Genomic DNA, 21,556 nt, shown 5'->3' with positions numbered 1-21,556 from the left:
TTACTGATTTAATAGGTATTGCAGGTTAATCACTGCATTGTTGTGGTTGTTAATAGCATTAATGTAGTTTATCCTGATGTTAAGAGCCGTTTCCAGTCCCTGTACATATTCTACATAAGAAATATCACCGTTAAGGTACGCCTTAGACGAATTGTTGGAAATCACCTCTGCATTAGGCAACGCCGTAGTAATATAGTAATTTACAAGCGACTGAAATGTTTCCAACTGATCCATTTGTTGGGTATACTGACTGCTTATTTGTTCCTGCAGGTAATCGGCCTGCATTTGCTGCATTTCGGCATTGGTTTTTGCCGCTTTTATCTTCGAGATATTATTACCCGCAAAAATAGGAATCCCCACACCTACAGAAAATCCCTGAAACCTCAAGGCTCCGTCATAATTAACTTCTGTACCGTTTACATCCTGCACCCCTCTCATAGACTGTATAAAATAACCCGCTGTAAAATCAGGCCACAATACTGAACTTTCCACACGTTTATTAGCCTTGGCTATTTCTACCTGTTGTAATGCCAGTTTGATATTAGCATTATCCTTTATACGTGCCGAATCGGTCACTTTAAAAGCAGCCAAAGCTGTGAATGTAGTGTCAGCTATCGTGAAATCTTCCTTAAGGTTAAGCAATACCTTTAGTTTTGATTTCTCTACTTTAAACATCGCCTCATATTGCAATATCTGTTGCTCCAGTTCCTGTTGTTTGGCAAGTGCTGTAGTACTTTCCAGCGAACCGGTTTCACCTACCCTGAACTTTAAATCAGATGCTTTTACAAAACGTTGCATATATTTATTATGCTCCTGTAATACCTTATTCAGTTCGTTATAATACAACAGAGCATTCCACGACTGGCGGATATTATATATAACCTGTTGTTTTGTTACACCAAGCCTTATTTCTCCGGCTGTTACATTTTCATTTAACAGCTTACGCTTGGCTCCATACTGAAACGGACTAAACGTTTGGGATACGCTAAAATACTTGTCTTTTTCATTGGTATTTACCTGCCCAAAAGTACCTGTAACCTGTGTTTTAGGCAGGTCATAAGCCGTACCTCTTAACTGTACCTGCATTTCGCTATCCAGAGCCGAAACCTGTATTCCCTTATTGCTTTCCAGTCCTATTGCGATAGCCTTGTTCAGGTCCATTGGCTGGGTTTGTGCATTAGCTCCGGTAATTGAAAGCAATAGTACTAAAACCGTTACAGCCGTACCTTTATGTTTTGAAGAAAAACCTTTTTCAAAGTAGTAATATAATATTGGCAATACGATAAGGGTTAGTAAAGTAGCGGTTATAAGTCCGCCAATAACTACAGTTGCCAGTGGTTTTTGTACCTCGGCACCGGCTCCTGTACTTAAAGCCATAGGAAGGAATCCCATTGAAGCTACCGAAGCCGTAAGTATTACAGGGCGTAACCTCACTTTAGTACCTTCTTTAATTCGTTCATAAATATCATCCATACCCTGTTCTTTTAACTGGTTAAAGTAAGCTATCAATACAATTCCGTTTAGTACCGCCACACCAAATAAGGCAATAAATCCAACACCTGCCGATATACTGAAAGGCATATCACGAAGCCAAAGGGCAAACACACCTCCAATAGCCGAAAGCGGTATGGCTGTAAATATTAATACCGACTGTTTAACCGACCTGAAAGTGAAATACAGCAAAATAAATATTAACCCCAATGCTATTGGCACAGCTACCATAAGGCGTTTGTTAGCCTCTACGAGGTTTTCAAACTGTCCGCCATAAGTAATATAATATCCAGCCGGAAGTTTTAGGTTAGTATCCAGTTTTTCCTGAATTCGCTTAACAACAGATTCCACATCGGCACCACGAACATTAAAACCAACCACAATACGCCTCCTACCGTCTTCACGGCTTATTTGCATTGGCCCGTCTTCATATTTGATTTCAGCTACCTGACCTAAAGGTATCTGGTTACCCGACGGTAGCGGAATATAAAGTGATTTGATATTGTCTATATCCTGTCTGCTCTCTTCTGAAAGGCGAACTACAAGATCAAAACGTTTTTCTCCCTCATATACTCTCCCTGCGGCTTCTCCGGCAAATCCCATACGTATAGCTCTGTTTAGGTCGCCTATGTTTAGTCCGTATAGTGCAAGCCTGTCTTTGTTGTATCTTACTGTTATTTGAGGTAGTCCTGCAACTCTTTCGGCTCTGGCATCGGTAACACCTTCAACACCCTGTATAAGTTGCATAACATCTTCTCCCTTGCTGACAAGCATATCAATATCCTCACCAAATATCTTAATGGCAACATCGCTTCTAACCCCTGTCATAAGTTCGTTCATACGCATTTGAACAGGTTGAGAAAACTCGGTAATAGCTCCCGGTATGTTTTCAAGAACCTTTTCCATTTTTTCCATCAGTTCCTCTTTTGTTTCTGCCGATGTCCATTCGTCCCTGTCTTTAAGTATAATCATCATATCACCTGCTTCAATAGGCATTGGATCGGTAGGAATTTCGGCACTACCTATTTTGGTGACAATCATTTTAATTTCAGGGAAATTAGCTTTAAGGAGCTTTTCGGCTTTAGTGGTAGCTTCCACTTCCTGCGACAGCGAACTACCTGAAGCTATGATAAGGTGGGTGGCTATATCGCCTTCGTCCAGCGTAGGAATAAACTCCCCTCCAAGAGAATTGAAAATAAAAAGAGTAACTGCAAACATGGCAACTGCTGCACCTATTATAAACCTTTTTATTTTCAACGCCTTATTTAAAACCGGACGATAAAAACCGTATATGGTATTTATAATTTTATCACTAAAGTTTGGAGTGTGTCCCGTTACTTTTTTAAGCACAAGGGAACTCATCATAGGTACATAGGTTAACGACAGTAAAAATGCTCCTAATATAGCAAACGACACCGTTTGTGCCATTGGCCCGAACATTTTTCCTTCGGTACCTACAAGGGCTAGTATAGGCAGGTATACAATAAGAATGATAATCTCACCAAAAGCGGCACTGCTTCTTATTTTTGAAGATGCCTCATACACCTCTGCATTCATCTCATCTGCAGTAAGTATTGCTTTTTTCCTGGCTTCGAGCCTGTGAATAATAGCTTCTACTATAATTACAGCCCCGTCTACTATAATACCAAAGTCAATAGCCCCTAAACTCATCAGGTTGCCACTTACCCCGAAAATACGCATCATGGTTATGGCAAATAGTAATGATAATGGTATTACCGAAGCTACTACAAGTCCTGCACGCCAGTTCCCTAAAAGTAAAACCAGTACAAAAATTACAATCAATGCTCCTTCTATAAGGTTAGTACACACGGTACCTATGGCATTATCTACCAGCTTTGCCCTGTCTAAAAAAGCTTCTACAGCTACACCTTCTGGAAGTGATTTTTTAATCTGCTCCATCTTCTCCTTCACACGGGTAACTACCTCTCCACTGTTTTCACCTTTAAGCATCATTACCATACCACTTACCTCTTCACCGTTACCATCTTTTGTAACAGCACCATAGCGAATACTGCTTCCTATTTTCACCTCAGCAACATCACGAACCAGTATAGGAATACCGTTTTTGTTTTTTATTACTATTTTTTTGATGTCTTCTATACCGCTAACCATACCTATTCCTCTAATGAAATAAGCATAAGGTTTTTTATCAATATAGGCACCACCCGTATTTTCGTTATTGGATTCCAGTGCGGTAAAAATTTCCGAAAGGGTAACATCCATGCTTTTTAACCTGTCGGGTTCCACAGCAATTTCATACTGCTTTAAAAAGCCTCCCAGTGTATTTACTTCGGCTACACCAGGCGTTCCGGTTAATTGTGGTTTGATGATCCAGTCCTGTATGGTACGGAGCTCGGTAGCATCATATTTATCTTCATATCCTTTTTCAGGGAATACCACATATTGATATATTTCCCCAAGTCCTGTACTTATAGGGGCCATACTTGGAGTACCAAGGCTTTTAGGGATAACGTCCTCTGCTTCGCGTATCCTTTCAGATATCTGGGCACGTGCCCAGTATAAATCTACATCTTCCTCAAATACAACAGTTACAACACTTAAACCAAAACGACTTATGGAACGTAACTCTACTATGTTAGGAATAGATTTTACCGAAAGTTCTATGGGATAGGTTATAAACTGCTCTACATCCTGCGTGGCAAGTGAGGGCGAAGTGGTTATTATTTGTACCTGATTATTGGTAATATCAGGCAGGGCATCGATAGAAAGGTTTTTAAGTGAAAAAATACCTACCACTATTAATACCAATGTAAAAAGACCAACAATAAACTTATTGTTGATGCTAAAATGGATAATCTTATCTAACATCGATTTACTTTATTACTATAATGATTATAAAACAGCCTTAAAGGTTGGGATAAGGCCACGCTGTTATAGCCGGTTCATCACCGGCACATCATTATATTAATTGGGGCGGCTGCCAGATGGAACCAAAAAAATCGTGTTTAAGTGACTGATAAAAGTTGGAAATAAGTTTATTACCCTGCTTAGGGATAAAAAGGGAAAATTCTGTAATTTGATGTATAATTACAGCTGCAACACAACTCCCGCACACACAAAAAGGTGTACAAACTTCAATACCTACATGGTAATCATCGCTAGCCTGAGTAACCTCAGTACTCTGATTATTGTATAAGCTTGCATGCTCATCACTACATGGTATAAACATCAGTATAAGAAGATATACCGACAAAACTTTTGTTACTATGTTCCTAGTATGTTGCATTGGGGTAAAAGTAATAAATAATTTTTTTTCGACTGAATTAATTATTCTTAAGAGTTGATTAATAAGATATTTTATATAAAAAACAAACACTATAAATAATTTCTTACTTTAGCATCCAAACCACACTTACTATGAAAAAAAATTATTTAAAAACACTTTTATTATCTGTTTCAATGTTTACTTTAAGTATTATTTCTAAAGTAAATGCACAGGACACTTATACTGTACAGGCAATAGCACATCAAACCTACAGTGCTTCTACAATCATTGATCTACCTATTGATGACAGGTATTCTGACGTCATAACAATTCCTTTCAATTTCACATTTTTTGGAGAAGAATACAATCAGTTTATTGTAAGTAATAACGGTTATATTGATTTTAGAACCGAACTCGCAACTACCGGTTCTTCTTACGATGTACCTTATATACCATCAGCAAGTTCCTCTGTTAAAAACTCTATACTGGCATGTTTTCATGATATGGATAATAGCAGTAATGAAGGTTCTATCACTTATGATATTACCGGTAATACTCCCTACAGAAAGTTTGTATTAATTTTTGATAATCACCCTCATTTTTCAACTAACTGTTTTGAAAAACGTAGTAGTTTTCAAGTCATTTTGTATGAAACATTAAACATTATCGACGTACAAATTTTACGAAAAGATGTATGTGTAAGTTGGAATGGTGGTGGTGCTAATATAGGAATTATTAATGATACCGGATTAGACGGCTATGCAGCACCAGGTCGAAATTCAGGGCAATGGCAAGTTGAAGAAGGATATGGAGAAGGCTGGCGATTTACACCACAAAACACAACAAATGCATATACATATATAAAATGTGATACTGATGCTGATGGTATAGAAACATTTGATTTTATATTGATGCAAAATGATATTGGTGCAAATACTACTTTTTACCTCACTGAAACTGATGCTCAAACCGAAACAAACTTGCTGACAGGTAGTACTTACACCAATACTGAACCTTTTGAAGCAACAATAATTTATGCCAAAAATAATGAAGATATTATTCCTGTAATATTAAGTATGATAGATTGTAGTCAGGATATTGATAATGATACAATACCCACTATCAATGAAGATATGAATAACGATGGTAATCTTGCCAATGATGATTATGATAGTGACGGTATTCCTGATTTTTTAGACAGTGACGATGATAATGATATAGTCCTTACTTCTTTTGAATCTGTTTTTGACGAAACTAACAATGATTATATTGATAACGATACAGATGGTGTACCTGATTATTTAGACAACGATGATGATGGAGATGGGGTACCTACTGCACTTGAAGATTTTAACCAAAATGGAAGTCCGTTAGACGATGATAACGACAATGATGGAATTCCTAATTATTTGGATACTGATGATGATGGTGACGGAATACTAACAGTTAATGAAGATTTGAACCTGAATGGTAATCCTACAGACGATGATACTGATAATGACGGGATTGCTAACCATGTTGATAACGATGACGACGGTGATAATATACTTACGGTTAGTGAAGACCTGAATAATAATGATAATGTAGCAGATGATGATACAGACAATGATAGCATACCTAACTATCTTGATGAGGATGATGACAACGACGGTGTTCTTACAAAACATGAAGACAGAAATCAAAATGATGATCCGTTAGATGATGATACCGATAATGACAGCATTCCAAACTACCTCGATACTGATGATGATGGTGATGGTGTACCTACCGAGACTGAACTATTTTATCCAAATTCTTCTGCTATTTATGATCTGGATTATGATGGAATTCCTAATTATCTGGATACCGATGATGATGGGGATGGAGTACTAACTGTTGATGAAGACTTAAATAACAACAATGACCCAACAGACGATAATAGTGACGGAGACGGTAGACCTAATTATTTAGATGATGATGATGACGGAGACGGTATACCAACCAGATATGAAGATGCTAATCAAAATGGTGACCCTACTGATGATGACTCTAATAATAACGGTATACCTGACTATCTTGATATTGAAAACTTAGGAATTAATGAAAATACGTTTAAAAATGATATAAGGTTATATCCTAATCCTGCTTCGGGTATCCTTAATATAGATAATATTACTGGCAAAGAGATTGAAGATATTGCTATTTATTCCATTAACGGTGTTAAGGTAAAGCAAAACCAAAACGTTAACCGCATTGATGTATCTAACCTTCAAACAGGTGTATATATTATAAAAGTGCTTATAGATAATAAGTCCTTTACTTATAAGTTACTAAAAAACTAACTTCTTTTCATAAACAATAAAAAAGTGGCTATTTAAATAGCTGCTTTTTTATTAAGTATCAGTTTTTAGTAGTGAAAAGCAAAAATCCCCACAATACAATTAAGTCTGTGGGGAAATTTATTAAAAACTGTATAAACAACTTGTATAACTTCTTTTTGTAACTGGTTTGCCGCACTTACCATATTTACCAGTGCGCCCTTGTTTCTTCCCAATGGCGAATTCTTAGTCTGCAATAAGGGTTAAACCATAGCCGTTCTGCAGTTAATACGGTATCTTCCTTTTCCTGAGTGTGATAAATTTTTAATTTCTGGTTGTTAACGGTTATATGCTTATAATAAAAAAGCCAGCAATAGTATTACAGGCCTAAAAGTAATTATATTTCTTTATTTACTCAATGTCTTTCACACAACGGAATCCCACATGCTCCTGCCCGCTGTCTTCAGAGTTTGCCATACGGGCATCGGGCCTATAACTGGAGCAGTATTGTTCACTACACAAAAAAGACCCTCCCTTTATAACCCTTTTTGGAGTGTAAGGCTCATTAGGGTCGTAACTGTCTTTAGGCCCTGTAGGGTTACGGCAGCAACTATCGTCACCTTTTTTGTATGACGAATAAGTGTCCGGCCTGTACCAGTCACTGGTTAACTCCCATACATTACCAATCATATCATAAAGTCCGTAAGCATTTGCAGGGAAACTTTTTACCGGAGCTAGGGTATTAAAACCATCGGCATTGGTATTATTATAAGGAAAATCCCCCTGAAAAAAATTGGCCATATATACACCTCCCGGGTTAAGTTCACTACCCCATGCATAATTGGTATCTTTATTTCCTGCTTGGGCTGCATATTCCCATTCGGCTTCAGTAGGTAGTCTTTTACCTGCCCATTCGGCATATGCCACAGCATCGCTGTAAGCTATCTGTACAACCGGGTAATTGTCTTTTCCTTCAATATTGGTGTCCGGTCCTTCAGGATGTCTCCAGTTTGCTCCCGGTATCCATGACCACCATAAAGTATAATCATTTAAAGGAACCGGCTTAGACGGTGGTGTAAAAACCAGCGAACCCGGCACCAGTAACGAATCATGTGGTTTAGGCGTTCCCGGAGGCAACTGTTTTTTTAGGTCTTCCCAGTTTATTTCCCTCTCGGCAATTGTTTTATATCCTGTGGCCTTCACAAAAGCTGCAAACTGCGCATTTGTAACCTCAGTTTCATCAATCCAAAATCCTTTAACCTCTGTAGGCACAGCAGGGCCTTCTGTTTGTCGGGAATCGGTATTACTGTTTCCTAACATAAAACGACCTCCTTTTATCCACATCATACCTTTAGGGTTTTCTGCAGGCACGGCTTCATTTAAACTATCACTACTATTTGCTGTAGCATTAACTTCAGATAAGTCTTCCCTCTGTTTTCCGTTATTCTTACAGGAAAGTAGTAATAAACTTAATACCACAATTAAATACTTTGTTTTCATTTATTTGGTGATTTGGTTGGTTTACAAGAAGTAAAGCAAATATTATTTAATTGTATTTGAATAATATTCACTACCTAATTCAACTAAAGTTAAGATTATTTTTTTACTTTCATGAGAGCTTAGCAGCGATTTATTCCCTAACTTACTTTTTTTTAAGAAAGGGATTGTTAAAAATATTTTCAATTACTTTAGTACTGGACTTGGTTACTTAACTACAAAAAAGTAATTTTGGTCCATTGTATAACCACAACCAAAATCCTTTAAATATGGCAAAACCTGCAAATTTCAACGAGATTAAAAAATGTATCAAAAACTGGAACGGAAACAGAGGTAACGATAGTTCTATAATGAATTGTTTTGATCAGGGAAACTCATTTAAATATAAAAATGAGTATGACATGTCTCAATATTCAGCTGCAAATCAAGTACTACATGTTTATCCGGGAATGGATGATCAGGGTACTTTTTATATGTTTTTAATACCTCAGGCCGAAGATATCGCTCAATCAGACAGTGCATTATTCAATGCTATTACAATATGCGAAGTAGAACCTAATATCGGAAATTCTCACGAGATACCTTCGCAGGAAGCAATTCTTAGAATAGATACATGGAAAAAAGATTATCCTACATGGACCAGAAATCAAATTACAAAATCAGTTGTTAGCGGAGGTGTTTTTCAAGCATTTTATATGCCTGCAGATTATTTGGTGCAGTATGATGAATATATCACTTATTTAGGATTACAAACAAGTACTACTGCCGCAACCGGTTTTGATGCTGACCTAATTACTACCGATCTAAGACAAGCTAATGTATACTACGATACAGCAAGGCCTGTACCACCTTTTCATGCTTTACCAGTTTCACAAAGTAGTTTTTACCTGCTAACAATTAGTTAAGTTAATGTCGTTTTATGAAATACTCGACATACTTACTTATCTAATACCTATTTTACTTTTTTTAGGTATTTCAGCAGGAATCTATTACTTCAAGTTCATAAAATTTGAGTATCGTTTCCTGCTGTTTTATCTTACTTTATGTTTTGTAACTGATATATTAGGGCGGGTTTTAGGAACTTTATATGACAATAATCTCATTTTAATAATAGTTTTCAGTTTTTTTGAGCTATTATTCTTTTCTATTTTTTACCAAGTATGCCTTTATAAAAGAAAAATATTACCCTATATAGTAGCCAGTACTGTTTCTACATTATATATATTATGGGAAATAATTTCATTATGGAATACCCCTCCTAATGAATTCCAAACTTACTCAAGAACTCTGAGTTCATTTTTAATAATAATTATGGCTATTAATTATTTATTTGAAAAAATAGAGAATAAACATAAAAGCAATAATATTGTAAAACTAAATTCAGTAATTATAATCTTTTTTTCACTACACCTTATATTTTACTTACCAATTAACTTTCTTATAAATGTACCTTCTTCTATTAAGTATTATTTTTGGTGTGCAAACTTTTTTCTTATAATAGCTTTTTATATATATTTAGGCAGAGAGATATGGAGAAATGGCTTGACCCAAAAACAATTGCACTCTGGATTATAATTGTTCTTGCAGTTATATCCCTTTTGGCAGTTTCATTTATCAGACTTGTAAGAATTAATTTTAGGCGTATGGTAGAACAACGCCTGAAAGAATCACGCATGCAGTTAGAGCACCAAAAACAGTTACTTGAAACCAGTGTGGTAGCACAGGAACAGGAAAGAACACGTATCGCTGCAGATTTGCATGATTCACTTATAGGTAAACTAACCGTACTACGCCTAAAAAACCAAACCCAATGTGATATTCAGGATATAGACCATTTACTGGGAGAAAGTATTGCAGAGGCAAGAAGAATATCACACGATTTGAGTCCGCCAATGTTAGATCATGCCACACTATATGAACTTTTAAAAAATACCATTGCTCCCTGGAAAGAACAGTTTAAGGTTCATTTCCACAAAAGCATTAATCAGGAAACAGAAGTTCACGTTGACTTAAAAATACAGATAATACGTATTGTACAGGAAATAATAATCAATACTCATAAGCATGCCGAAGCTACTGATATATTTATTAATTTGAGGGTTTCAAATAAACATCTTGCAGTATCAGTAAGAGACAACGGTAAAGGATTTGATATTAATAAAGGTAAAAAAGGTATTGGCCTTAAAAATATTGAATTACGAATGCTTTACCTGAAAGGAAAATATAAAATCAAATCGGGAAATAAAGGAACAACAACCATTATTGCTCTAAACCTTACAAACTTTATATCCAATGAGTAAAAAACTGATTGCCATTACCGACGATGATAACCTTATCACTACACTCCTTAAAGACTATTTAGACAGTATTGAAAACTATAAAGTACTCCTTACAGCATCTAACGGTCTGGACCTGATTGAAAAACTTAACGCATCAGACATACTTCCTGACATCCTGCTTCTTGATCTTAAAATGAAGGAAATGGATGGTGTGGAAACTACAGAGCATCTTAAAAATAATTTCCCAACCATAAAAATTATTATAATTTCCTCACATTACCAAAGCTCCTTTTTAGGGTTTATGTTTAAAACAGGAGCATCTGCATTTGTACCTAAAGGTATTTCTCCTGTAGTATTAAAACAGGTAATAGATAAGGTATACGACTCTGGCGTTTACTTCATGGAAGACCAGATTGAAAGTGTTAGGGAACAAATATCCTCAAAAGCTCCAAAACCGGAACTTAGTGATGATACCGATCTTTCTGAACGCGAAATGGAAGTACTAAAGCTTATTTGCATGCAAAAAACAGCAAAGGAGATAGGGGAAACACTTTTTATCACTACCAGAACAGTAGAAGGACACCGAAACAATCTGTTCACCAAAACCGGTGCAAAAAACATTGCCGGACTGGTAATATTTGCCATAAAACACAATGTTATAGATGTAAATAACCTTGTTTTATAAACACAGGTAAAAATACGTGTTTTGTTAAAACACGTAAAATTATCCTAACTTAACTAGTATATGTAAAGTACTTTGGTAGCTGAAAATAAGCAGCTTAACCAACTAAATATTTTACATATGCATCCTTTTCTTAAAGTACTGAGAACTACCGATGAGCAAAGCCAGAATGGCATTGTTAACGGTAAAATCAAGGAGCTCATTCCAACTGCAATGGTAGACACTCCAGCGATGGACTACCAAAAATGGCTTGAGGCTTCTAACAACAGGTTAGCCGATTTATCTAACGCACCAAAAGATGCTAAAATAGCAATTATTGGTGCCGGTATGAGCGGACTTGTTACTGGTTTTGAACTGCTAAGGGCAGGTTTCACCAATTTTAAAATCTATGAAGCTACAGACAGAGTGGGCGGACGCTTTTACTCTTATGAGTTTCCTAATGATGAAACCAACTTTGCCGAACTGGGAGCCATGAGGTTTCCTCCTTCTGAAAACTGTTTGTATTGGTATATTAAATACATGCAGGACAACCCTGAAAGAAACAAACACAACATTGAACTTAATGGTGATTTCCCTGATCCGGGACTGGTGCCTACTCTTGTTTGTTACAAAGGGGAACAGTACAGCATAATGCCAAATCAGCCCGTACCCGAAATTTTTAGGGATATAAACGAAAGCTGGGCAGGTTTTGTTACTACCCTGGAGCCTATTTTACTACCTAATGGTGTACAACTAGATGCTCCAGCAAGAATCATGGAATGGCTGGACATTTCTAACCCTGAAACTTATAATCCGGCAAAAGCGCAAAATGCATGGCAGGGTTATGTAAACTACTTTAAAGACAAGTCGTTTATTGAAGGGATTATTGAAATTTTCTGTCAGCCTAATGCTCCAAAAAAATACAATGCTATCACTAAACAATGGGGCGATCGCTACCAGTGGCAATATCCTGATGATATAGAAAAATTCGGAACTGTAGGTACAGGTATTGGCGGACAGTCTCCCCTATTCCCTATCAGTTTTGTATGCATGATGCGTTTTACCCTTAACAAACTGGAAGAAAACCATGCGCTTATTGTAACCGGAACCGACTCGGTAGCAAACGCACTGGCTGATTTTGATATTAACGGTAAAAAAGTAAGGGATTTTATTGTTACCAATACTCCGGTAAAAGTTGTAAATCCAAAAAATAACGGTGGCAACGTAAGCCTTACTGATAATAAAGGGAATGTAATTGAAAGCGATATAAACCACCTTGTAGTTTGTACTACTACACGTGCTGCCGAAATAGAACTTGGTATTGATTCATTATGGCAGGCTAATCAAAAAGTTGTAGCTAACAACCTTATAGATATGAACAAACGCGAAGCGGTAACAAATGTTCATGTGGCACAGTCCAGTAAATTCTTCCTAAAGGTAAAACCATGGTGGATAGGCGATGCTAATAAAGATAAGGTAAGATGTATCACTACTGATACCGCTATGGCAAACTTCTATACTCTTGATTACAACCCTAACGATACCGAGGCTGTTTGCCTTATGAACTACGTTTGGGAAGATCTTTCTGAAAAAGCAGAAGCACTGGGCGAACTGGATGAAAGATATCAACGCTTTTTAAGAGACTTAGGTAAAATTGAAGGTATAGATTATATAATTGATGCCATGCCTAAAAATGTAGATGAAACAAATGCCGTAATGATAGACTGGCAACTGCAAAAATACTACAATGGTGCTTTTGCTCTAACCCAACCTACTCAGGAAGATTATTTAAGTCAGCTATACTACAACTTTACCAACCTTAACAACAATGTGGCAAAAATTTACTTTGCCGGCGACAGTTACTCATGGGTTGGCGGATGGGTAGAAGGTGCTCTTCAAACAGGTCTTAACGCATTTTCATCTATCGTGAAAAACCTAAACGGAACTTTTACAAGCCCTGCCTTATCACCTCTTGAACATCATAATCCAAAATCTATTGTTTACAATAACCCGAGTTCAATAGGTACTGTTATGTCTTTTGGTCCTTATGGCGGAGCTTCAGTAAAAACCATTTACTATCAGGAGCAAATCCAGTCAGGTTCATCATTTGCTATATACACTAGGGGTGGCGACTGTATAAGTGCCATTACTGTAAACGGTAAAACATACGGTTCGCCAGATTCTAATCCAATAGTGATTAATCTTAGTGAACCAATAGATCAGTTTGAAATTTATGCCGGCTACTCTAACTATTACAGGGCCACTGTAGTAAGATGCTTTAAAATTAACGGAACAACTTATGGCGCTGTACCTCATACAGATGATATGAAATACAGTTTGCCTTTAGATAACCCTTCTAAAATCACACAAATTATGGGATTACACGGCGACGCAATCGACAGGATAGGCTTCTCTTTTGAAGAGATAGTACATCCGCAATTATCTGCAAAGCGCTCTTTGCAAAATGTAGCTTCGGCTCTTAAAAAATCGGCACTATCAGTATTGATAGCAGGCGGAATGGTACTTTCAATGTCTTCTTGTAAAGAAAAACATGAAGAGGAAAACAAACCTGAAGCAGAAAATGTTGAAAAAGGTATTATTATACCTCAGGAATTCCCTAATGACTTAGGAATAGCAAACTTTAGCTTCCCTGAAGATTCAACTAAAATCTACACATGGTTAAACAATCAGGATACCAATAGTATTACAGAACACGCATGGGGTATTTGGGCAGGACTTACTAAAAAGTCAAACCAAATTTACAAAGGTGACTCTCTGTGTGTATTTGAAACATGGATGGGAGTTAAAGAACTGGCTGCTATTTGCAGAATTCCTTTAACAAAAGGTAAAGAAGCACAACAGGTTAAAAAAGGCCGTACTGCACTTAGTGTACCTAGACAGTTTGTACATGCACAGGTATTTGCTAAACAGGCTGTAATAGATACCAGTTTCCAAATTTTTGAAACTGTTTCTTATAATCCGGGTGCGGCTAAATATGCTTTAGATCACAAAATTTTCAATCAATCGGTTTTAAATAAGTACGAAGTAAAGGATGGTATAGGTAGAATACCTCAATTCCCAAATAATGGTATCACCCTAAAACCAACTTATTATGCCGGTATCCCTGATGAAAACGGACTTATACGTGTACCGGCATGGCCTGGCACGCCAAACCCTGCAAAAACCTTTGGTCCTGACGCATGGAATACATATGTATATGCTGATTTAAGCAATAGCCAGCCAGCTAATAAAAAACTGGTTCCTGTAACATCAGAAAATCCTACTGCTGACGAAATTAAAGCCGCTACCTGTAATGTTAGCGACTTTATAAACTACAAACTTGATGAAGAGGCTGCAGCTTATCTTAACAAAACTGAAGATATAGATGGTAACTCAAACTTTAAAGCCGGTGATCTTATTTTACTTGTGGCTATGCACGTAGGAACAAAAGAAATCAGTAACTGGACATGGCAAACATTTTACTGGAGCTACCAGCCGGACAGCCCTGCGTTACCAAGCTCAACTGCAGAAGCAAACGCACGCCCTTCACAAATAAAAGGTGCGGCTGCGCACTATGCTGTTGCAACAGCTTATGCAATGGTATGGCCTAACCAGCCTATAAACGGTGGTACAAATAAAAATGTTACTCCTATTATAGCCTTTAACCCATATCTGGAAGCTGGTTTTGCACCTAATACTTTTCAAAATAATAACTCAACATATCCTAATAAACTTGGTTTAGAGTATGGAGTTCAAACAAACTGTATGAGCTGCCATGCCTTGGCAACAGTTAAAGGAGATGTAGGATATACTGCAGATCAGTACATTAGCATGGATGATATGAGCCTTTATAAAAATGAGGTTCAGGTAGATTTTGCATGGTCAATACAAGGCAATATCAATACTAAGAATTAAAAATAGCTGCATTTCACAGATAAATATGTACAACACGTAGAATTACCTGTTTTCTTAAAACGGGTAATTCCTACCTGTTGTAATTTAGTATATATACAGACCTTTATATAATGAAATCCAGTTTATTAGATTTCGTTACAAACCATGATATATAAACCTATCATGCTTATACACAAAGTAATATAAAACACTATTGGGAATGAGCATTTCGTCAACATTCATACATATTAAAGAATTACTAAACAATGATCAGTTAAGTAATATAAAAAATCTATTAGCTTCTGCTCCCTATGATGACGGAAAGAACACAGCCACTGATTCGGCACGTGACGTAAAAAGCAACCTACAGGTAAATATGCAAAGTCAGCAATACGGAATGATACAGCAAATTTTACTTGGTGCTTTAAACCAAAGCGAAACCTTTAGAAACGCTCTTTACCCCAAAAACATATACCCATTTCTTATTAGCAAATATACCGCCGGAAACGAATACGGCTGGCATGTTGATAATCCTTTAATGGGTAACATGATGCGCACAGATGTTGCAATGACAATATTTTTAAACGACCCAGAGGAGTATGAGGGTGGTGAACTGGAACTCGAAACCCCTAGCGGTACACTGCTTTATAAGCTTAAAAAGGGTGATGCTATATGTTACCCGTGTATGTATTTACACAGGGTAAAACAATTAACATCGGGCGAAAGACATGTTGCAGTTACCTGGATACAAAGCCTGGTAAAAGAAAATGAAGAGAGAGGCATATTGTATGATATGCAACAGGTTTTAAACACTCTAAAAAAATCGGCTTCAAACAGCAGGGAACAACTTGTGCTACAACAAAGTCACAGTAACCTGCTGCGAAAATGGAGTGAATAACCAAATCTTAAAATCAAATATATGTTTCACTTAAAAACTTTAAAATTATGGAAGGTTACATTGGAGAAATAAGACTCTTTGCTGCCAATTTTTCACCAAGAAATTGGGCTTATTGCAACGGAAACCTTATAGCCATAAGTGCTAATACTGCTTTATTTGCAATATTAGGCACTACTTATGGTGGTAACGGAATACAGACTTTTGCACTACCAAACCTTATAGGAAGAACTGCAATAGGTGCCGGTCACGGAGCAGGACTTAGCTATTACGACGCGGGAGAAATGGGAGGTACAAATACCAGAACATTATTAAGTAATAATTTACCGGTACACTCACATGATGCTACTGCTACAGTAGCTGCTCCGGCTTATTCGGATGAAGGAGATACCGATTCTCCTACAAATCATGTTCTTGCCGCAAAATCAGGTATGTATAGTACTGAAGCCCCTGATACAAGTCTAAGTTCATACCAAAATACATTTATGACTAATGTTACAGGATCAAATTATCCCATAAACATTACCCAACCATTACAGGCTACAAATTATATTATTTGTATGTATGGAATTTTTCCGTCTCGTAACTAAAGGATTAAAAACTTAATAAAGTAAAACTTTTAAAATTTAAAATTATGGAAGGATATATAGGAGAGGTTCGCTTATTTGGAGGAAATTTTGCCCCAAGAGGCTGGGCTTTTTGCCAAGGACAAACTTTATCAATTTCAACATATGATGCTCTTTTTAGCCTTATAGGTACTATTTATGGAGGTGATGGGAGAACTACATTTCAACTACCTGATTTACAGGGAAGGGTCGCTATAAATCCGGGACAGGCAGATGGCAATACCATAAATACTGTACTAGGACAAAAAGGAGGTGCAGAAACACATACTATGATTGTTGGCGAAATGCCTTCACATACACATACTGCTACAGGAACAGCTGTAATACCTGCAAATACAGCCGCGGGTAATACACCTACACCTACAGGACATGTTCTTGCTTCACTAGCAGGTACCTATTCGACCGAACCTCAGGATACAACAATTACAGCAACTAGTGCTGCTGCTCAGGTTGGTAATTCAGGATTATCAGTTCCTTTTCAAATTATTCAGCCTTATACCTGTTTAAACTATATTATTTGTCTGGAAGGAATTTATCCAAGCAGAAACTAACTTTTAATTAATTTATAAAATTAGAATTATGGAAGGAACCATGGCAGAAATACGTTTGTTTGCCCCAAACTTTGCTCCAAAATCTTGGTCGTTTTGTGAAGGTCAAACATTAGCAATATCAAGTAATACCGCTCTTTTTAGTCTTATTGGCACCATTTATGGCGGTGATGGAAGAACCACATTTAAACTACCTGATTTTAGAAGTAGGGTACCTGTAGGAGCAGGCCCCTCAAATACAGGGATTACTGCATACACTATGGGCGAAGTTAGTGGTACAGCTACGGTAACAGCAACTGTTGCAAACTTACCGGCACATATTCACTCTGGCATACTAAATTATGCCCTGCCGGCATATTCGGATGAGGGAGATACCGCAATACCTACAGGAGCCGGCTTAGCGTCTGCAAGTGGGCTTTTCTCTACAAATCCACCTAATACTTCTTTACACCCGGCTGATGCACACATAACAATTGGAAATAAAGGTGGAGGCGCACCTTTTAGTATTATGCAACCTTATCTAAGTATAAACTACATTATTTGTGTTCAGGGGATATTCCCTAGCAGAAACTAAATTTTAATAATAACTCCCCCCGGTTTTAAACCCGGGGGTTATAAAAACCCTACTATGAAATTAGGTTTACTACTCACAAAATCAGTAATATATTCTTCAATTGGCTTTGATATTGTTGACGGACTTAAAGCTTCCCTAAAAAATCAGGGCTGTGAAAGTGAATATCAAATACTATCAAAAAATATTGGTGTAGGAGGTAATAACGATGAAATATATTCGTGTGCAGAGCAATTGCTACTGGAAGGGGCTGATATTGTTATTGGCTATATAAACCCGCATGCGGCAGAGGCTATCTCTCCCCTATTTGAGAATTCCGGTAAAACATTACTGGTATTAGACAGTGGTTACCATTTGCCGGTTTATGAGTCTGTATTACCAAATACTTACTTCATTTCACTTCAGGGTAATTTATGTTCAAGAGCAATTGTTAATAAAGCTTTTAGTGATGGTAATAAAAATTTTGCGGTAGCATGCTCTTTCTTTGATGCCGGATATCGTTCACCATACATATATTCTGCTGCCAGTGAAGAAAAAGGCGGAGCCGTAACATTTAATTATGTAACCCCTTTACGAAAAGCAGACTTTACACTTGATCCCCTTATTAACTACTTGAACGAAAATAAAGACACAGCCATTTTTGCCTCTTTTTGTGGTGACATGACCGAAGATTACTTAAATGAAAGTGCGAAACTTGAAAGCCTTTCAAAAAATAATACTTACGCAAGTAGCTTTACTGCAGAAGAAAACTGGCTTGATAAAATTACCTATCCGGGGTATGACTGGTATAGTGCTGTGCCGTGGTCAAAGAATATAGATACTCCTGCAAATAACGAATTCAAAAATATAATGGGGAGCATCCGTCCCGAAAAAATAAACGTTTTTTCACTACTGGGTTGGGAAGCTGCATTGTATATAAGTAAATCAAACAACTTTAATTTTGACGGACTTATTATAGATTCACCGAGAGGAAGTGTATTCATGAACCCATCAACAAAACACTCTGAAGCACCTGTGTATTATGCCACAGTTACTAAAAAAAGTGATACTAATACCTGTGTTCTAACCAATATTACTGAAGTAAGCGACCTTACCGAAGATCGTAATGGCTTATTAAAAGATATTGAGTATATAAAAAATAACATCTCCAATTCATGGCTTAACTCTTATGCCTGCTTAGATTCATGATAGCAACAGCTCCAAAAATAATAGTATTATGTAACAACCGTATGGCTATACCGGCACTGCAAAGCTTGGGTAGCCTTAATATGTTATGTGCTATTGGTGTTCCAAAAAATAATCAGGAGGTTATTGAAATATGCTCTGCTATTGCAACAGCATTAAAAATACCTCTTCTGCTTTTAAGTAAAGATATTTTAGATAAAAGCTTAAGTGAACTTATTGGCAATACAAAAGCCAATTATGTTTTTACGATGACATTCCCCTGGAAAATATCCCAAAAAATGATTGCTGATTTCCCTAATACATTTTACAACTTTCATTACGGACTACTTCCTGAAATGAGGGGAGCCGATCCTGTGTTTGAGTGTTTAAGACAGGGCGTAAAGGAAACCGGAATCACCATTCATAAAATTGAAAAAGATATAGATACAGGGTCTATACTACTCAAAAAACAAATTCCTGTAGAGGCGACTACAACTCATGGCTTTTTATGCACCAGTCTTTCTTACCTGGGTGCACATATACTACCTGAGACTATATCGCTGCTACAATCAGGTGTTAACGGTATTCCACAGGATAGCAATAAGGTAAACTATTACAAAAGACCGGGTATAAAAGATGTATGCCTTAACTGGCATAATCAGGATGCAAAATCGGCACAATCGTTAATAAGAGCATGCAACCCCTGGAATAAAGGGGCTTATACACAATGGAAAGGATGGAATATAAGGATAATAGAGGCTTCTGCTATTGATTTACCTACAGAAACAGAAAATAATCCGGGAACAATACTAAGTATTGATGAAAATAACGGACTCATTATACAATGTAATAATAACACCCAACTAAGGGCTGATATTATTTATACAGACGAAGGATACATGAGCGGGCATCGTTTGCTTGCTTTTGGTGTGAAAAAAGGCGAACATTTTGTCAGTTTATAATCAAATCTAACCAGTTCATTTATAAATAAATATTATATGAAGTATTTTTACTCTAAATTAAAATTCTGCTTAACGGGATTTTTTATGATAGGGTTGTTTTTATTAGCAGGAGAAAAAGCTAATTCACAAACCACCCTTAGCCCCGGGGACATATTGTTTACCGGTTTTGATGCAACCTATTCCCCTTCTAATGGGGATGCATTCTCATTTGTATTACTTACAGATATTTCATCCGGCACAGAGATAAGTTTTACTGACAGGGGATATTTTGCAGGTAGCGGTTGGCTTGCAGCAGGTACATCCGAATCAGATATATCCTGGACTTCAAGTGGTGCACTTAGCTTGGGAACCCAAATTTATATAAAGGGTTTTACAGCAAGTGTATTTGATCCTGCAGGGGGTACATATACCCCAAACGGTACAGTTGTAAAAACTGCAGGTGGTACAGCTACTACTTTAGGTTTAAATCTTTCAGCTTTTGGTGATCAGATTATCGCTTATCAGGGAGGTGGCGGATCGGTTAGCGATAGCGGTGTTACAATTATAGCCGGTATTAATTTTTATCATTGTGGAGGAGGAACAAACTCTACTGCTGTTTGGAATATTGGTTGTGATGGCTTTGTAAACGCTTCACAAATGCCTCCCGGACTTACAGGAGGTTTTGATGCTTATTTTACAGGAGCTATATCAGGCACTACTACTCCAGGTGCAGCGTATTTTAGTTGTACCGGAGGATCACTTAGTACAGCTAGCCAGATAAGAACAGCTGTTATGAATCCTGCAAACTGGGTTCTTAGCGCAACTACAGTAACATTACCAAATACATGTACTTTTGGTGGATCTACTTGTGCACTTACAGCCAGTATTAGCTCTCACACTGATGTTGCCTGTAATGGCGGTTCAACAGGTAGTCTTACTGTAACTGCTTCCGGTGGTACTGCTAATTATAAGTATACATGGAGTAATGGTTCTACAACCACTAATACATCTTCTACCACTAATACCATAAACAGTCTTAGTGCAGGTACATATAATGTTACAATAGAAGATTCTAATGGATGTACAGCCACAGCCAGTGCAACAATTACACAGCCAACATCTGCTCTTTCACTTACTCCTTCATCACAAACTAATATAGCATGTTTTGGTGGTGCTACAGGTGCAGCAAGTGTTAATACTGCTACAGGTGGTACAGGTGGGTATACCTATAACTGGACTCCCGGCAACCCTACAGGTGACGGAACAACATCGGTATCAGGTCTAACTGCAGGTACATGGACATGTACTGTGACCGATGCTAAAAGTTGTACTGCTTCTTATAGTTTTACTATTACAGCTAATGATACCACTGCGCCTGTGGCTGATGTGGCTACACTTTCAGCTGTAACGGCACAATGTGAGGTGACTTCAGGTATGATTACAGC

General features: G+C 37.2%; 14 protein-coding genes and 1 pseudogene. 12 read left to right on the top strand and 3 right to left on the bottom strand.

Annotated features, from left to right (window positions below):
- Both V3Z67_RS00075 and V3Z67_RS00070 read right to left on the bottom strand, forming a co-directional pair.
- Complete coding sequence (locus tag V3Z67_RS00075) at positions 1–4,341, bottom strand: CusA/CzcA family heavy metal efflux RND transporter (RefSeq protein ID WP_330441389.1); 4,341 nt, start codon at positions 4,339–4,341, stop codon at positions 1–3.
- A gap of 91 nt (positions 4,342–4,432) precedes the next feature.
- The gene (locus V3Z67_RS00070; RefSeq protein ID WP_330441388.1) at positions 4,433–4,759 is read right to left on the bottom strand and encodes a DUF6660 family protein; all 327 of its coding nucleotides are present in this window, start codon (positions 4,757–4,759) and stop codon (positions 4,433–4,435) included.
- Positions 4,760–4,890: 131 nt separating this feature from the next.
- On the opposite strand from V3Z67_RS00070, the gene V3Z67_RS00065 reads away from it, so the two are divergent.
- Positions 4,891–7,059 (top strand): T9SS type A sorting domain-containing protein, encoded by a 2,169-nt coding sequence (locus tag V3Z67_RS00065; protein WP_330441387.1) that lies wholly within the window; start codon positions 4,891–4,893, stop codon positions 7,057–7,059.
- 387 nt (positions 7,060–7,446) lie between these two features.
- Here the strand turns inward: V3Z67_RS00065 and V3Z67_RS00060 are convergent, their stop codons facing one another.
- Complete coding sequence (locus tag V3Z67_RS00060) at positions 7,447–8,535, bottom strand: formylglycine-generating enzyme family protein (protein WP_330441386.1); 1,089 nt, start codon at positions 8,533–8,535, stop codon at positions 7,447–7,449.
- Between the two features lie 266 nt (positions 8,536–8,801).
- Between V3Z67_RS00060 and V3Z67_RS00055 the strand changes: the two genes are divergently transcribed.
- The 11 genes and pseudogenes from V3Z67_RS00055 to V3Z67_RS00005 form a co-directional block, all read left to right on the top strand.
- The gene (locus V3Z67_RS00055; protein ID WP_330441385.1) at positions 8,802–9,437 is read left to right on the top strand and encodes a hypothetical protein; all 636 of its coding nucleotides are present in this window, start codon (positions 8,802–8,804) and stop codon (positions 9,435–9,437) included.
- Positions 9,438–10,061: 624 nt separating this feature from the next.
- Positions 10,062–10,832 carry a sensor histidine kinase gene (locus tag V3Z67_RS00050; RefSeq protein ID WP_330441384.1) on the top strand — a complete coding sequence of 257 codons (771 nt, stop codon included), beginning with the start codon at positions 10,062–10,064 and terminating at the stop codon, positions 10,830–10,832.
- A complete protein-coding gene (locus tag V3Z67_RS00045; RefSeq protein WP_330441383.1) occupies positions 10,825–11,496 on the top strand; it encodes a response regulator transcription factor in 672 nt (223 codons plus the stop codon). The genes V3Z67_RS00050 and V3Z67_RS00045 overlap by 8 nt, the downstream gene beginning before the upstream one ends.
- Before the next feature lie 117 nt (positions 11,497–11,613).
- Positions 11,614–15,387, top strand: coding sequence for an FAD-dependent oxidoreductase (locus V3Z67_RS00040; protein ID WP_330441382.1), 3,774 nt, complete (start codon positions 11,614–11,616; stop codon positions 15,385–15,387).
- 199 nt (positions 15,388–15,586) lie between these two features.
- Entirely contained in the window at positions 15,587–16,264 is a 678-nt protein-coding gene (locus V3Z67_RS00035) for a Fe2+-dependent dioxygenase (protein ID WP_330441381.1), read from the top strand.
- A gap of 47 nt (positions 16,265–16,311) precedes the next feature.
- On the top strand, positions 16,312–16,851 hold the full coding sequence (locus V3Z67_RS00030) for a phage tail protein (protein WP_330441380.1): 540 nt from the start codon (positions 16,312–16,314) through the stop codon (positions 16,849–16,851).
- A 44-nt stretch (positions 16,852–16,895) separates the two neighbouring features.
- Positions 16,896–17,438, top strand: a complete 543-nt coding sequence (locus tag V3Z67_RS00025; protein WP_330441379.1) for a phage tail protein — start codon at positions 16,896–16,898, stop codon at positions 17,436–17,438.
- A 28-nt stretch (positions 17,439–17,466) separates the two neighbouring features.
- Complete coding sequence (locus V3Z67_RS00020; protein ID WP_330441378.1) at positions 17,467–18,009, top strand: phage tail protein; 543 nt, start codon at positions 17,467–17,469, stop codon at positions 18,007–18,009.
- A gap of 54 nt (positions 18,010–18,063) precedes the next feature.
- Positions 18,064–19,194 carry an ABC transporter substrate-binding protein gene (locus V3Z67_RS00015; protein ID WP_330441377.1) on the top strand — a complete coding sequence of 377 codons (1,131 nt, stop codon included), beginning with the start codon at positions 18,064–18,066 and terminating at the stop codon, positions 19,192–19,194.
- Positions 19,191–20,132, top strand: coding sequence for a methionyl-tRNA formyltransferase (locus V3Z67_RS00010; protein WP_330441376.1), 942 nt, complete (start codon positions 19,191–19,193; stop codon positions 20,130–20,132). The genes V3Z67_RS00015 and V3Z67_RS00010 overlap by 4 nt, the downstream gene beginning before the upstream one ends.
- A gap of 36 nt (positions 20,133–20,168) precedes the next feature.
- Positions 20,169–21,556: pseudogene (locus tag V3Z67_RS00005) on the top strand (SprB repeat-containing protein); the annotation flags it as partial.

This window comes from Flavobacterium sp. C4GT6, from assembly GCF_036347315.1.
Classification (GTDB): domain Bacteria; phylum Bacteroidota; class Bacteroidia; order Flavobacteriales; family Flavobacteriaceae; genus Flavobacterium.
This window is presented reverse-complemented; position numbering and strand designations above follow the sequence as displayed.

Bases quoted from the DNA above. Each gene is read 5' to 3' on its own strand.
- V3Z67_RS00040 (WP_330441382.1), top strand. From the start codon at position 11,614: ATGCATCCTTTTCTTAAAGTACTGAGAACTACCGATGAGCAAAGCCAG.
- V3Z67_RS00075 (WP_330441389.1), bottom strand. From the start codon at position 4,341: ATGTTAGATAAGATTATCCATTTTAGCATCAACAATAAGTTTATTGTT.
- V3Z67_RS00065 (WP_330441387.1), top strand. From the start codon at position 4,891: ATGAAAAAAAATTATTTAAAAACACTTTTATTATCTGTTTCAATGTTT.
- V3Z67_RS00045 (WP_330441383.1), top strand. From the start codon at position 10,825: ATGAGTAAAAAACTGATTGCCATTACCGACGATGATAACCTTATCACT.
- V3Z67_RS00030 (WP_330441380.1), top strand. From the start codon at position 16,312: ATGGAAGGTTACATTGGAGAAATAAGACTCTTTGCTGCCAATTTTTCA.
- V3Z67_RS00055 (WP_330441385.1), top strand. From the start codon at position 8,802: ATGGCAAAACCTGCAAATTTCAACGAGATTAAAAAATGTATCAAAAAC.
- V3Z67_RS00070 (WP_330441388.1), bottom strand. From the start codon at position 4,759: ATGCAACATACTAGGAACATAGTAACAAAAGTTTTGTCGGTATATCTT.
- V3Z67_RS00020 (WP_330441378.1), top strand. From the start codon at position 17,467: ATGGAAGGAACCATGGCAGAAATACGTTTGTTTGCCCCAAACTTTGCT.
- V3Z67_RS00050 (WP_330441384.1), top strand. From the start codon at position 10,062: ATGGAGAAATGGCTTGACCCAAAAACAATTGCACTCTGGATTATAATT.
- V3Z67_RS00025 (WP_330441379.1), top strand. From the start codon at position 16,896: ATGGAAGGATATATAGGAGAGGTTCGCTTATTTGGAGGAAATTTTGCC.
- V3Z67_RS00060 (WP_330441386.1), bottom strand. From the start codon at position 8,535: ATGAAAACAAAGTATTTAATTGTGGTATTAAGTTTATTACTACTTTCC.
- V3Z67_RS00010 (WP_330441376.1), top strand. From the start codon at position 19,191: ATGATAGCAACAGCTCCAAAAATAATAGTATTATGTAACAACCGTATG.
- V3Z67_RS00015 (WP_330441377.1), top strand. From the start codon at position 18,064: ATGAAATTAGGTTTACTACTCACAAAATCAGTAATATATTCTTCAATT.
- V3Z67_RS00035 (WP_330441381.1), top strand. From the start codon at position 15,587: ATGAGCATTTCGTCAACATTCATACATATTAAAGAATTACTAAACAAT.